11 protein-coding genes are annotated in these 13,504 nt (G+C 56.6%); 6 read left to right on the top strand and 5 right to left on the bottom strand.

What is annotated here, in order from left to right; all coding sequences use genetic code 11:
* Positions 1-215 precede the first annotated feature (215 nt).
* Both CWM66_RS12750 and CWM66_RS12755 read right to left on the bottom strand, forming a co-directional pair.
* Complete coding sequence (locus tag CWM66_RS12750; RefSeq protein WP_107146725.1) at positions 216-2,513, bottom strand: FdhF/YdeP family oxidoreductase; 2,298 nt, start codon at positions 2,511-2,513, stop codon at positions 216-218.
* 142 nt (positions 2,514-2,655) lie between these two features.
* Entirely contained in the window at positions 2,656-3,579 is a 924-nt protein-coding gene (locus CWM66_RS12755) for a LysR substrate-binding domain-containing protein (RefSeq protein ID WP_007372013.1), read from the bottom strand.
* Between the two features lie 300 nt (positions 3,580-3,879).
* Here CWM66_RS12755 and CWM66_RS12760 point away from each other — a divergent pair, with 300 nt between their 5' ends.
* Positions 3,880-5,223, top strand: a complete 1,344-nt coding sequence (locus CWM66_RS12760; RefSeq protein WP_007372014.1) for a VOC family protein — start codon at positions 3,880-3,882, stop codon at positions 5,221-5,223.
* A 45-nt stretch (positions 5,224-5,268) separates the two neighbouring features.
* Entirely contained in the window at positions 5,269-6,777 is a 1,509-nt protein-coding gene (locus tag CWM66_RS12765; RefSeq protein WP_107146726.1) for a carboxylesterase/lipase family protein, read from the top strand.
* Here CWM66_RS12765 and CWM66_RS12770 read toward each other — a convergent pair.
* Positions 6,764-7,615, bottom strand: a complete 852-nt coding sequence (locus CWM66_RS12770; RefSeq protein WP_072438911.1) for a LysR family transcriptional regulator — start codon at positions 7,613-7,615, stop codon at positions 6,764-6,766. The two genes, CWM66_RS12765 and CWM66_RS12770, sit on opposite strands and share 14 nt — an antisense overlap.
* 111 nt (positions 7,616-7,726) lie before the next feature.
* Here CWM66_RS12770 and CWM66_RS12775 point away from each other — a divergent pair, with 111 nt between their 5' ends.
* From CWM66_RS12775 to rimL, 4 genes are all read left to right on the top strand, one after another.
* Positions 7,727-8,896, top strand: coding sequence for a pyridoxal phosphate-dependent aminotransferase (locus CWM66_RS12775; RefSeq protein WP_107146727.1), 1,170 nt, complete (start codon positions 7,727-7,729; stop codon positions 8,894-8,896).
* A 12-nt stretch (positions 8,897-8,908) separates the two neighbouring features.
* On the top strand, positions 8,909-9,688 hold the full coding sequence (locus tag CWM66_RS12780) for a transporter substrate-binding domain-containing protein (protein ID WP_007372018.1): 780 nt from the start codon (positions 8,909-8,911) through the stop codon (positions 9,686-9,688).
* A 269-nt stretch (positions 9,689-9,957) separates the two neighbouring features.
* Positions 9,958-11,613 (top strand): glucan biosynthesis protein D, encoded by a 1,656-nt coding sequence (locus CWM66_RS12785; RefSeq protein ID WP_035885595.1) that lies wholly within the window; start codon positions 9,958-9,960, stop codon positions 11,611-11,613.
* 45 nt (positions 11,614-11,658) lie between these two features.
* Positions 11,659-12,216, top strand: coding sequence for a 50S ribosomal protein L7/L12-serine acetyltransferase (rimL, locus tag CWM66_RS12790; RefSeq protein WP_007372020.1), 558 nt, complete (start codon positions 11,659-11,661; stop codon positions 12,214-12,216).
* 38 nt (positions 12,217-12,254) lie between these two features.
* Here rimL and CWM66_RS12795 read toward each other — a convergent pair whose 3' ends face one another.
* Positions 12,255-13,001 (bottom strand): anti-sigma factor, encoded by a 747-nt coding sequence (locus CWM66_RS12795; RefSeq protein WP_007372021.1) that lies wholly within the window; start codon positions 12,999-13,001, stop codon positions 12,255-12,257.
* Positions 12,998-13,504, bottom strand: a complete 507-nt coding sequence (locus tag CWM66_RS12800; RefSeq protein WP_035885596.1) for an RNA polymerase sigma factor — start codon at positions 13,502-13,504, stop codon at positions 12,998-13,000. The genes CWM66_RS12795 and CWM66_RS12800 overlap by 4 nt, the downstream gene beginning before the upstream one ends.

Consider the following 13,504-nt stretch of genomic DNA (forward strand, 5'->3'; position numbering starts at 1 on the left):
GGTAACCGTCCGAACCAAATGGATAATTTTTATAGGGGTATTGTTATGAATGAAGGTTAAATTACTTTCTTTGTCACAAAACGAAGCACCATTGTAAACATAAATGAACCATATGGTGAATCGAAAGTATGATGATTCTGTTAAATTATTATTCGAAGTTGTTAAAACCTGGCGCGGGTAATGAGCAAAAAGCCCGCAAAATGCGGGCTGGAAGGTCAGGCTATACGCAGGGTTGCGCGCGTTTGCGCCGGAGTGACGCTCACGGGGATCGATTTTGAGGTGGGTGTCCCGGTGCCGTCGCCAAAGCGGGTCAAAGGAACCAGCGGGTTCGTCTCCGGGTAGTAAGCTGCAAGGTTACCGCGCGGGATATCGTAGGCGACGAGGCGGAAATCCTCCACGCGGCGAACCACGCCATCAGTGGCCTGGGTTTCAATATCCACGCGATCACCATCGCTCAGTCCCAGCGCAGCAATATCGGCCGGGTGCATAAACAGCACATCGCGCTGACCATAAACCCCGCGATAACGATCGTCGAGGCCATAAATGGTGGTGTTGTACTGATCGTGCGAGCGTAACGTCTGTAACACAAACGGCGCGATAATTTCCGGGCAGACCGCGTCAGGCAGCGCCGCAGCGCTGAATTCCGCTTTCGCGGATGGCGTATTGAAACGCAGCTCCGCCGCCGCATTGCCCAGCCAGAAACCACCGGGTTCGTCGCAACGGGCATTGAAATTCTGAAAGCCAGGGATCGTAGCGGCGATATGGTCACGAATCAGGTTGTAATCGGCGGCCAGCGCCAGCCAGTCGAGTTGCGCTGTGCCTAAGGTCGCATGGGCAATCCCGGCGACAATCGCTGTTTCCGAGCGCTGCGTTGCCGCCAGCGGTTTGCCGATCCCTTCGGAAGCATGCACCATGCTGAAGGAGTCTTCGACAGTGACAAACTGGCGGCCTGAGGCCTGAACATCCTCTTCGGTGCGGCCCAGCGTTGGCAGAATAAGCGACTGTTTACCCGGCATTAAATGGCTGCGGTTGAGTTTGGTGCTGATATAGACCGTTAGCCCGCAGCGGCGCAGCGCTTCGCAGGTCAGCGGCGTGTCCGGCGCGGCGGCGGCAAGATTACCGCCCAGCGCAAGCAGCACTTTCACTTCATCGCGCAGCATCGCCTGGATGGCTTCAACTGTATGGTGACCGTGCTCGCGCGGCGGTTCGAAATGGAAGTGGCGGGCAAGGCTGTCGAGCAGTGCCTGCGGCGGTTTTTCATCGATCCCCATCGTGCGGTTGCCCTGCACATTGCTGTGACCACGCACCGGACACAGCCCGGCTCCCGGTTTACCCAGATGGCCGCCGAGCAGTTGCAGGTTAGTAATTTCCCGCACCGTATCCAGCGAATGTTTGTGCTGGGTAATGCCCATCGCCCAGGTGCAGATCACCCGTTCTGCGGTCTGCCATATTGCCGCCGCATCACGCAACTGCTGCTGGCTGAGGCCAGATTGCTGCTCAATGATTTGCCAGTCGGTGGCATCGATTTGCGCAAACCACGCCTCAATGCCCTGAGTGTGCTCAGCAATAAAGTCATCCGCGAAGATGCTGCTTTCGCCGTTAGCAAGGCGCTGACGCTGGGTTTCCAGCAACGCTTTGGCGATCCCGCGTACCGCTGCCATATCACCGCCGAGATTCGGCTGATAGTAGGAAGAGCTGATGGTTCCCGCCATCGGCGTGACCACTTCCAGCGGTTTTTGCGGATCGGCAAAACGCTCAAGGCCACGTTCGCGCAGGGTGTTAAAGGTGACAATTCGCGCGCCGCGATCGGCGGCGTGACGCAGGCTGTGCAGCATGCGTGGATGGTTGGTGCCGGGGTTTTGTCCGAAGACAAAAATGGCGTCCGCTTTATCAAAATCAACCAGATGAATGGTGCCTTTACCGACGCCAATGCTACGTTTTAGCCCGGCGCCGCTGGCTTCATGGCACATATTGGAGCAGTCCGGGAAGTTGTTGGTACCGACCATGCGGCCAAACAACTGATACAGGTAAGAGGCTTCATTACTGGCGCGCCCGGAGGTGTACAACTCAAGCTGGTTGGGATTATCCAGCGCCCGGATATGTTCGCCGATCATCGCCAGCGCATCGTCCCAGCTAATCGGTTCGTAGTGGTCGGTTTGCGGGTTATAGCGCAGCGGTTCGGTCAGGCGCCCCTGATATTCAAGAAAGTAGTCACTCTGGTGGTTCAGGGCGCTGACGCTGTGTTGCGCAAAAAACGTGGCGTCGATCTGGCGGCGGGTAGCTTCCCAGGTGACCGCTTTCGCGCCGTTTTCGCAGAAACTGAAGGTACTTTTATTATCATCGCCCCAGGCGCAACCAGGGCAGTCGAAGCCCCGAGCTTTGTTCATGCGCAACAGGTTGCGCATATTTTTGAGGGCATTTTTGCTGTCAATGACGAAGCGCGTGGTGGCTTCCAGAGAGCCCAGACCACCGGCAGCGGCGTGGTAGGGTTTAATCGCTGTTTTAAATTTCATTGGTTCTTCCGGATGCGGGTTGTTACAGCGTTATCCTGGCTCGTGTAACAACAACCCTTAATCAACAACCACTTTTTATCACACAATTAACGAGATGTTTACCATTTGCGCAACAAGAAGAACCGAATGAAGTGCCGGGAGGTTAACCCGGCATGATTTTGCGGATTGCGCTGATAAGCGAATGCGCAGCAGGCGGCAGCGGCGTATCGACACGCGTGATAATGCCAACCGGATCGCCGATTCCCAGCGGCGGAATCGGCAGGGCGACCAGCGAGCCGAGACGTAAATCATCTTTTACCGCGCCCGACGGCACAAACCAGACATAGTCAAAACCGACGGTTAACTGGCGCGACAGCGAGGCAGAGAGCGTCTCGATACAGCCAGCGGGCAGTTTGCAATTCTGGCTGGCCAGCAGTTCTTCTGCGCTATCACGCGGAGGGGTGCCTTCCGGCAGCACCACCACCGGCCACTCCAGCACGCGGCTTAAGGTCACGGTACTTTGCAGCAGGGGATGCTTTGGACGCACCACCAGTTTCAGTGATTCCAGAAACAGCAGTTCGTAATTAAGGCCGCTCATCAGCTCCGGGTCTGACATCCGGCCAATGCCCAGATCGAGTTCACCGGACTTCAGCCCGGCCAGCAGCATCGGATTATGGGCAGTAGCGACCTGGATCTTAAGATCCGGTTGTTGTTTATGGAGCTGGCCAATCACCGCCGGCAAAATACCCAGCGCGGCAGTCGGCAGGGCGCCAATGCGGATCAGATCGCTTTTCTGTTCCGCCTTATGATCCAGCGACTGCCCGGCAATATTGACGGCATCCAGCACCCGTACCGCGTGCGTCAGAAACTGCTCGCCGACATGCGTCAACTGCGCGCCGAGACGACCACGTTCGAACAGACGCTTGCCGGTCAGTTGTTCCAGTTCATTCAGGGTTTTCGACAGCGCAGGCTGACTTAAATTGAGGGTTTCAGCCGCTCTCCCCAGAGTTCCTTGTTGAGCAACGGCCACGAAGGTATGTAAATGGCGCAGGCGAATGCGCTGTGAAAAGAGACCATTTTTTTCCATAAGATGATGTTAAAAACTAAGCGGCTTCGGTGACAAGTAAAGTTGTTTATTTTTGATAACTTGATTGCAAAGTATTCTTAACATCTAATCTATTTGAGTCACAAACAGATTTTCCGCGCAGTGTGACGAAACCTGCAACTTTGTATGGGTTTCTCCGGCGGTTTCCATAATCTTTCGTTATGTTTTTTTGCGCTTCAGCGGCATCCGTTTCCTGCCACGATCACACTTTGTAAATTTCCCATCACGCGCGTGAATGTGCTTCCTACACTCCAGAAGAGAGCACACAGGAAGGAAAATGAAATGGGTTACAACATCACGGCCGATGAGATACGCGAACAATTTTCACAGGCCATGTCGGCAATGTACCAGCAGGAAGTTCCGCAATACGGCACGCTGCTGGAGCTGGTTGCTGATGTGAACCTCGCCGTTCTGGAACACAATCCCCGGTTACATGAACAACTGGCCAATGCGGATGAGCTGGCACGGCTTAATGTTGAGCGCCACGGCGCGATCCGGGTGGGCACTGCGGAAGAGTTATCCTGGCTGCGGCGGATGTTTGCCGTTATGGGGATGTACCCGGTGAGCTATTACGACCTGTCGCAGGCGGGCGTACCGGTACACTCTACCGCGTTTCGTCCGGTGGATGACGCCGCGCTGGCGCGCAATCCGTTTCGCATTTTTACTTCGCTGCTGCGGCTGGAGTTGATAGAGAACGAGTCGTTGCGCAACAAAGCGGCGGCGATCCTGGCGAAGCGCGATATCTTTACGCCGGCTTGTCGCCAGTTGATTGAACTGCATGAGCTGAACGGCGGTTTTACCGCGCCGCAGGCCGACGCTTTTGTGCAGGAGGCGCTGGAGACATTCCGCTGGCATCGTCATGCCACGGTTGATGAGCAAACGTACCAGGCTCTGCACAACGAGCACCGGCTGATTGCCGATGTGGTCTGTTTCCCAGGCTGCCATATCAATCACTTAACGCCGCGCACGCTGGATATCGATCGTGTGCAGGCGCTGATGCCGAAATACGGAATCGAGCCGAAGATCCTTATCGAAGGGCCGCCGCGCCGCGATGTGCCGATTTTACTACGTCAGACCAGTTTCAAAGCGCTGGATGAACCGGTGCTGTTCAACGGTGAACATCAGGGAACGCATACCGCGCGCTTCGGTGAAATCGAGCAGCGCGGCGTGGCGCTGACGCCAAAAGGGCGGGCGCTGTACGATCAGTTATTGGCAGAGGCGGGCACTGGCAAAGACAATCTCACGCACCAGTTGCATTTACAGGACGTGTTCAAAGCCTTCCCGGACAGCGAAATGCTGTTGCGTAAGCAGGAGCTGGCGTGGTTCCGCTACCGGCTGACGCCTACCGGCGAAGCGCATCGCCAGGCGATCCGCCCCGGCGACGATCCGCAACCGCTGATCGAACGCGGCTGGGTAGTGGCGCAGCCCATCACCTACGAAGATTTTCTGCCGGTCAGCGCAGCGGGGATCTTCCAGTCCAACCTTGGCAATGAAACCCAGGCGCGCAGCCACGGCAACGCCAGCAAAGCGCAGTTTGAAGCGGCGCTCGGTTGCCCGGTACTCGACGAATTTACTCTTTATCAGGAGGCATCCGAGCGCAGCAAACGACGTTGCGGTCTGCTGTAAAACAGGTAATCTGCCAGAAATCAGTTATTTCCGGATGATGTTGTTATGGAGAATCCTTCCGCGCCGCTGGCGCACACCCGCCACGGCAGCGTGCTGGGCTGTCGCGAAGCGGCCTTTGATGTCTGGCGCGGTATTCCGTTTGCCGCGCCGCCCGTTGGCCCGCTGCGCTGGCGCGCGCCGCAGCCGGTGGAACCCTGGCAAGGGGTGCGCATCGCCGACCGTTTTTCTGCCGCCAGTTGGCAAAACAGCGAGTCTTGTCAGCAGATTGGCGGTGGCGATCCGGGACAGTTCTCTGAAGATTGCCTCTACCTTAACGTCTGGTCGCCCACCGAACGCGAAAAACCGCTGCCGGTGATGGTCTGGCTGCACGGCGGCGGGTTTACCATTGGCTCCGGCGGGCTACCGCCCTACGACGGCAAAGCGCTGGCCGCGCGCGGCGTGGTGCTGGTGACGCTCAATTACCGGCTCGGCCATCTCGGCTTTTTCGCCCATCCGGCGCTGGAAGCCGAAGAGGGCGAACGCGTATATAACTTCGGCTTGCTCGATCAAATCGCCGCCTTGCACTGGGTGCAGGAGAACATTGCCGCGTTTGGTGGCGATGCGGAAAACGTTACGCTGTTTGGCGAATCTGCCGGGGCGCGCAGCGTGATGGCGCTGATGGCTTCTCCACTGGCAAAAGGGCTGTTTCATAAAGGCATTATTCAGAGCAGCTATACCTTGCCGGATACGCCGCGGGAAGCGGCACTGGCAAAAGGCGAAGCGATTGCTGCGCACTTTGGCCTGACAAACGCCAGCGCAGAGCAATTGCGGGCGATCCCGGCCGATGCGTTCTGGCCGCTGGTTGCACCGCTGAAAATTGCCCCTGCGCCGATTGTCGGCGACGAGGTACTTCCGGAACCGATGCTCGATGTGTTTTTTGCCGCAAGGCAGCACCCGATGCCGGTGATTATTGGCTCGAACAGCGATGAAGCCAGCGTGATGGCGGAGTTTGGTGTCGATCTCGCCGGGCAGATCGAGAAAATGCGTCGCGAGCAGCGCCTTGGGTTAGGGCTGATTAAATTGCTTTATCCGGGTGTGAAGGGCGATGCCGAGCTGGGCCGCCAGGTGTGTCGCGATATGGCATTTACCACGCTCGGGCTGGTGGTGATGCAGGCGCAGCAGCGGGTGCGGCAACCCTGCTGGCGCTACTGGTTTGATTATGTTGCGGAAGCAGCGCATGACACTTACATCAACGGCGCGTGGCACGGTAACGAAGTGCCCTACGTATTCGACAATCTTATGCTTTCGGAGCCGTCGTGCAGCTACGTTAACCCGCGCGATCTGGCGTTTGCCGCGCATCTTGCCGATTACTGGGTGCAGTTTGCCCGCCATGCCAGCCGTCATTATGAATCGCTTGCCGGCCCGGTGAACTGGCTGGCCTGCGTGCGCGGGCGCGACAGACTGCTGCGCATCGGACTGAATAAACATGCAGGATTTCGCCTGGTTAATCGCTTTATGCGCACGCGTCTGAGCTTCTTTCGCCGGGTGATGCGCCACCACGTTAAGCTGGATTAGCCGCCAGCAAGCCCTCACGAAACGCCGCCAGCCCATCGGCTTTATTGGCCGACTGGCGCAGGACCAGCCGGTAGCTGGCGCCGGTCTTGATACTCAGCGCAAACGGCCGCTGAAGCCGCCCGGCGCGGATATCTTCAGCCACGACTGTCTCGTCGGCAATGGCCATCCCCAGCCCCTGGATAGCGGCGGTAATCGCCAGATCCATGGTGTCGAAGTGTTGATTTTTCCTCATAGCCGGCTGGAAATCCTGCTGCCTGGCCAGCCACAGCGACCAGTCGGTTTTATCCCGCGTCGGATGCAGTAGCGTTGCTTTCTCCAGCGGCATTTTTGCGGCCAGCGCGCTGTTCAGTACCGGCGTCAGCGCCTCTTCAAACAGCAAATCCCCGGCGCTTAAATGCGTGCCGAACACAATTGCTGCGTCATAAGGTTCTGTTTTGAAATTGATGGTGTGATCGGTGGTGGTGGTGAGCGAAATCTGCAACTCCGGGTAGCGCTGCTCAATGTGCAACAGCTTCGGCACCAGCCAGCGAATGGCGCAGGTTGGCGCTTTCAGTCGCACCACCGTCTGCTGCGCGCGCGCCTGGTCGGCAACAATCAACAAGTGTTCAAACGCGCTGCGCAGTTCCGGCAGCAGGGCGCTGCCCTGCGGGGATAAGCGCAGCCCGCGCGCGTGGCGCTCAAACAACGGAAAACCAAACCAGCTTTCCAGCGCGGCGATCTTGCGGCTGACCGCACCCTGCGTCAGGCATAACTCGCGCGCAGCGTGCGTCAAATTGAGATGACGGGCGGTGACCAGAAAGGCGTCAATGGCATTCAGCGGCAGGGTTCGGTGTGACATGGCAACTCCAGCTATGCGTTTTTATCATGGCTATTATGACAACAATTCGATTGTCGCGACAGCGTGCTTTTGGTTTGAATGCTTATGCACTTTTTAGCGAAAGGATGAACAATGACTTTGCGCACGCCGGTGAGAACCCGTTCCAAATTACCTGATGTCGGCACCACCATTTTTACCGTGATTGGCCAGCTTTCCGCCGAGCACAACGCGATTAACCTCTCTCAGGGCGCGCCCAATTTCCCCTGCGATCCGCAACTGGTTGCCGGTGTTACCCGCGCCATGCAGGAGAATCACAACCAGTACGCACCGATGACCGGGCTGCGTTCGCTGAAAGAGCGTATTGCGCAGAAAATTACCGATCTCTACCGCACGCATTACGACGTCGATAGCGAAGTGCTGATCACCGCCAGCGCCAGCCAGGGTTTGTACTCCGCGATTAGCGGGCTGGTGCATCCTGGCGATGAAGTGATCTACTTTGAACCGTCGTTTGACAGCTATGCGCCGATTGTACGTTTGCAGGGTGCCACACCGATTGCCATTAAGCTGACGGTGCCGGATTTCGCCGTTAACTGGGATGAAGTGCGGGCAGCGATTACGCCGCGTACGCGGATGATCATCGTTAACACGCCGCACAACCCCAGCGGGCAGGTCTTCTCCCGCGCTGACCTCGATCAACTGGCCGCCTTAACCCGCAATACGGATATTGTGATCCTCTCGGATGAGGTGTACGAGCACGTCGTATTTGACGGTGAACCGCATCACGGCATGGCGACGCACCCGCAGCTGGCGGAGCGCAGCGTGATCGTCTCTTCCTTCGGGAAGACCTATCATGTTACCGGCTGGCGCGTCGGCTACTGCGTTGCTCCCGCTGAATTGATGGATGAAATCTGCAAGGTACATCAATTTTTGATGTTCTCTGCCGATACCCCGATGCAGTACGCGTTTGCCGAGCAGATGCGCGATCCGCAAGGCTGGCTGATGCTGTCGTCGTTTTATCAGCGCAAGCGCGATCTGCTGCAAACGCTGCTGGTTGATTCGCCGTTCCGCCTGTTACCCAGCGCGGGTTCTTTCTTCCTGTTAGCGGATTACAGTGCGTTCAGCGATGAGAGCGACAGCGAGATGGTCAAACGCCTGATTACTGAGTACGGTGTTGCGACCATACCGCTGTCGGCGTTTTATACAGACGGGACAGATAACAAACTCATTCGCCTCTCTTTTGCCAAAGATGAGGCCACATTAAGAGCAGGCGCGCAGGCCCTGTGTCGTGTTAAGCCACGCTAAGGAGCGTTAATAATGAAACTAAAAGCACTCTGTCTGGGTATGGGTTTGCTCTGCTCACTCTCTTCATTCGCGGCAACGGAACTGCGCTATGGCGTTGAGGCGGAATATCCGCCGTTCGAAAGCCGCAATGCCGCAGGCGAGCTGGAAGGGTTTGATATCGAGTTGGGCAACGCCATCTGTAAAGCCGCACAACTGAAATGCAGCTGGGTGGAAACCTCGTTTGATGCGCTGATCCCAGGGCTGACGGCGAAAAAATTTGATGCCATTAACTCGGCGATGAACATCACCGAACAACGGCGTAAAAGCATCGATTTCACACAGCCAATCTACCGTATTCCTTCACAACTGGTCGGTAAAAGCGGCGACGGGATGGAAGCCACTGCGGAAGGGCTGAAAGGGAAAACCATCGGCGTGTTGCAGGGTTCTATTCAGGAAACCTACGCCAAAGAGCACTGGGAAAAGCACGGTGTCACGGTGGTGTCGTATAAAGATCAGAACATGGCGTGGGGAGATTTGCTGAACGGCCGTATCGACGCCTCACTGGTGATGTCGGCGGCGGGGCAGGCAGGTTTCCTCAGCAAGCCGCAAGGGAAAGGGTTTGGCTTTATTGGCAAACCGGTATCGGACGATACGATCCTCGGTAGCGGCATCGGTTTTGGGCTGCGCAAAGGTGACGATGCGACAAAAAAACAGCTTGATGCCGCCATTGATAAAGTCCGCGCTGACGGCACCATCAAAAGTCTGGCGGAAAAGTACTTCCCCGGTATTGATGTTAGCGTAAGCGCACAATAACGATTCACTACTCTGGCCCCTGCCGCCTGATGTCCGGCAGGGGCTTTTTTCTTTCTGTGTAATTCCAGCGTTATACCTCACTTCATATTATTTTCAGCCTGATCTCATCGACAGGAAATATTTTCGGTTTTGAGTAAATTCTCAACTGCCAACAATTGGATTCTCAATGAATTTTGTCTAGAGTGTGCGTTCAATAAAGAAATGCTTTTGTCGCTATTTCGCACAATTGCGAAATGCCATTCTACGACCAGAAGGACGTGTTACCAGGCATGAACCGCAGACGATTTATTCAGGCATCCATGGCCCTTGCAGCCACTTACGGCACCACCGGTGTTGCATCTCTTTTCTCCCGCGCGGCGTTTGCGGCGGAGACGGATATTGCCGATGGGCAGAGCCGACGTTTTGACTTCTCTGTGCTGCAATCAATGGCGCACGATCTGTCGGAACAGCCGTGGGGCGGTGCGCCGAAAGCATTGCCGAATACGCTGGCAAACCTGACGCCGCAGGCTTACAACAGCATCCAGTATGATGCGCAGCATTCGCTGTGGAATAACGTCGAAGGGCGTCAACTGGATGTGCAGTTCTTCCACGTCGGCATGGGTTTCCGCCGCCGCGTGCGCATGTTCTCGCTGGATCAGGAAACGCATCAGGCGCGTGAAATTCACTTCCGCCCGGAGCTGTTCAACTATCACGATGCGGGCGTGGATACCAAACAACTGGAAGGCCAGAGCGACCTCGGATTTGCCGGTTTCCGTGCCTTTAAAGCGCCGGAACTGGCGCGCCGCGATATCGTCTCGTTCCTCGGCGCGAGCTATTTCCGCGCGGTGGACAGCACCTTCCAGTACGGCCTTTCCGCGCGCGGCGTGGCCATTGACACCTTTACCGATCAGCCGGAAGAGTTCCCGGACTTTACCGCCTTCTGGTTCGAAACCGCGAAACCGTCTGATACCACGTTTACCGTCTATGCGCTGCTGGACAGCGCGAGCATCACCGGGGCTTACAAATTCGTGATCCACTGCGAAGAGAGCCAGGTGATCATGGATGTGGATAACCGTCTGTATGCGCGCAAAGACATCAAACAGCTCGGCATCGCGCCGATGACCAGTATGTTCAGCTGCGGCAACAATGAGCGTCGCGTATGCGACACTATTCATCCGCAAATTCATGACTCTGACCGTCTGGCAATGTGGCGCGGCAACGGTGAGTGGATCTGCCGCCCGCTGAATAACCCACAAAAACTGCAATTCAACGCTTTCCAGGATGAAAACCCGAAAGGCTTTGGCCTGTTGCAGTTGGATCGCGATTTCTCCCACTATCAGGATGTGATGGGCTGGTATAACAAACGCCCAAGTTTGTGGGTCGAGCCGCGCAATCGCTGGGGCAAAGGGGCGGTGAGCCTGATGGAGATCCCGACTACCGGCGAAACGCTGGATAACATTGTGTGCTTCTGGCAACCGGAAAAACCGGTGAAAGCGGGTGATGAGTTTGCTTTCCAGTATCGTCTGTACTGGAGTGCAATGCCGCCGGTCCGTTCACCGCTGGCACGTGTCTACGCGACCCGTACCGGGATGGGCGGCTTCCCGGAAGGCTGGGCGCCGGGCGAACATTATCCGGAGAAATGGGCGCGTCGCTTTGCTATTGATTTCGTCGGCGGCGATCTGAAAGCGGCCGCGCCGAAAGGCATTGAGCCGGTGATCACGCTCTCCAGCGGCGAAGCGAAACAGGTAGAAATCCTGTATGTGGAACCGTTCGACGGTTACCGCATTCTCTTCGACTGGTATCCGACCAATGATTCCACCGATCCGGTGGAGATGCGCATGTTCCTGCGCTGTCAGGGCGATGCCATCAGTGAAACCTGGCTGTATCAATATTTCCCGCCCGCGGCGGACAAGCGTAACTACGTTGACGACCGCGTGATGCGTTAATCTTCCTTCGCCCCCGTTTGGGGGCGAAAGTTTTCCGGAGGCGTAATGGCAACGGAACACCACTCAGATACCACCATTCCCGTTAACGACCGTATTACGCTGCAGGCCGCTGATGAGCGATTTGTGCATCAATTACACCAGTTGATCGTGAAAAATCGCGACGATTTGCAGCAGTTCCTCGACTGGCCGCAGTATGTGCGCACGGTGGAAGATACCCGTAAAACACTACAGAGCAATATGCTGCTGCATCAGCGTGGCTACGCGAAGATGTTTATGATCGTCGTTGATGAAGTTGTCACTGGCGTGCTGGCATTTAACGCCATCGAACCGCTCAACAAGACGGCCTATATCGGTTACTGGCTGGATAAAGCAGTTCAGGGGCAGGGGATTTTGTCGCAGGCGCTGCAGGCACTGATGGCGTTTTATGCTCGCCGGGGCGATGTGCGGCGCTTTGTTATCAAATGCCGGGTGGCGAATCACGCCAGTAATCAGGTGGCGAAACGGAATGGTTTTACACTGGAAGGCTGTCTGAAACAGGCGGAGTTTCTCAACGGCCACTATGACGACCAGAACATCTGGGCAAAAATTGTAGCGCGTAAATAGCGGCGCGTGTTGCGCCGCTCTCTTGCTACTTCACCTCGCTAGCTGGTCGCCTGCGAAACCGCTTTACGCAGTCCGTTGACGGCGGCGGAATTCATCGGTGTCACCAGCGCGTAGTTATAGTGTTCATCGCTCCAGTATTGCGCCATGACATCGTCTGCCTGACGTTCACCGTGCGGTAATTTCACCGGGCTGAGCGGACGAATGTACCAGCCAACCCGCGTGCCGCTCGGCCCCTGATACATAATCAGCGCGGCTGGCCCTTGTGCGGTGGCAATCAATCGTCCACCAACCAGCGTAAAGCCGTACTGCTCCAGGTTCGGCGGCTGATGGCCGTTAATGAAATAGCGCGACACCCAGCGGGTTAGCTCCGTTTGCTGCGTGGCAACCACATCCATTGGTGTGACGGAGGTATTGTCAAACAGCTTATAAGCTTGTACCGCATCTTCCATCGGCTGATGCGTCATCAACATTTGCGACTCTTTCATCTGCCAGCCGGTGAAACCGCCGACGCTCAGCGCCAGCACCAGCGCGAATGCCGTCGCCAGTTTCCACTGGCGTTGCTGCCGCACCTGGCGACGAAAATAGTGCGGTTCGGGGCTTTCCAGTTGTACGTGTTGCTGTTGCATCGCCTGGCGCAACTGCTGCGCGTCGCGCCGCCATCCCGCGACTTGTGCAGCGGCCACCGGGTTTTGCGCCAGATAGTGTTCAATCCGCTTTGAGGTCGCGTCATCGGTTTCGCCATCCATCCAGGCATGCAGATCGTGTTCATCAGGTGGCAGCGTCATTTCAGTCTCCTCAGCGGTAACGGTGTTACCTTACCTTCTAATTTCTCATGCAACATTTTGCGCGCCCGCGAAAGGCGGGACATTACGGTGCCGGTCGGGATATCCAGCGTGGCGGCCACCTCTTTATAGCTCAGCCCCTCAACGCTCACCAGCAGCAAAATGACGCGATACTCGGTGGGCAACGTGGCAAACAGCGCCAGCGTATCGTCGGCAATCGCCAGCGACTCCGACGAGTCGCTAAGTGCTTCCTCGCCGGTAAAAAAGCTGAGCAGCTTCATATAGCGTTTGCGTCGCCGCTCGCCGTCAATAAATTGCCGGTAGAGAATAGCAAACAGCCATGCGCGCAGGCTTTCCGCCCCGGTGTTATCCAGCCTGCGCGTCAATGCTTTCGTCAGGCAGCTTTGCACCAGATCCTCCGCGCTGTGCGGGTTGCGGGTCAGCCACAGGGCAAAACGTTGCAAATGTGGCATCACCTGACGAATTTCTTCATCGGTCAGTTGCAT

The organism is Kosakonia sp. H7A (genome assembly GCF_003028445.1).
Lineage (GTDB): Bacteria > Pseudomonadota > Gammaproteobacteria > Enterobacterales > Enterobacteriaceae > Kosakonia > Kosakonia radicincitans.

Coding starts and splice junctions, on each gene's coding strand:
- CWM66_RS12750 (WP_107146725.1), bottom strand. CDS start 2,513: ATGAAATTTAAAACAGCGATTAAACCCTACCACGCCGCTGCCGGTGGT.
- CWM66_RS12755 (WP_007372013.1), bottom strand. CDS start 3,579: ATGGAAAAAAATGGTCTCTTTTCACAGCGCATTCGCCTGCGCCATTTA.
- CWM66_RS12760 (WP_007372014.1), top strand. CDS start 3,880: ATGGGTTACAACATCACGGCCGATGAGATACGCGAACAATTTTCACAG.
- CWM66_RS12765 (WP_107146726.1), top strand. CDS start 5,269: ATGGAGAATCCTTCCGCGCCGCTGGCGCACACCCGCCACGGCAGCGTG.
- CWM66_RS12770 (WP_072438911.1), bottom strand. CDS start 7,615: ATGTCACACCGAACCCTGCCGCTGAATGCCATTGACGCCTTTCTGGTC.
- CWM66_RS12775 (WP_107146727.1), top strand. CDS start 7,727: ATGACTTTGCGCACGCCGGTGAGAACCCGTTCCAAATTACCTGATGTC.
- CWM66_RS12780 (WP_007372018.1), top strand. CDS start 8,909: ATGAAACTAAAAGCACTCTGTCTGGGTATGGGTTTGCTCTGCTCACTC.
- CWM66_RS12785 (WP_035885595.1), top strand. CDS start 9,958: ATGAACCGCAGACGATTTATTCAGGCATCCATGGCCCTTGCAGCCACT.
- rimL (WP_007372020.1), top strand. CDS start 11,659: ATGGCAACGGAACACCACTCAGATACCACCATTCCCGTTAACGACCGT.
- CWM66_RS12795 (WP_007372021.1), bottom strand. CDS start 13,001: ATGACGCTGCCACCTGATGAACACGATCTGCATGCCTGGATGGATGGC.
- CWM66_RS12800 (WP_035885596.1), bottom strand. CDS start 13,504: ATGCAACTGACCGATGAAGAAATTCGTCAGGTGATGCCACATTTGCAA.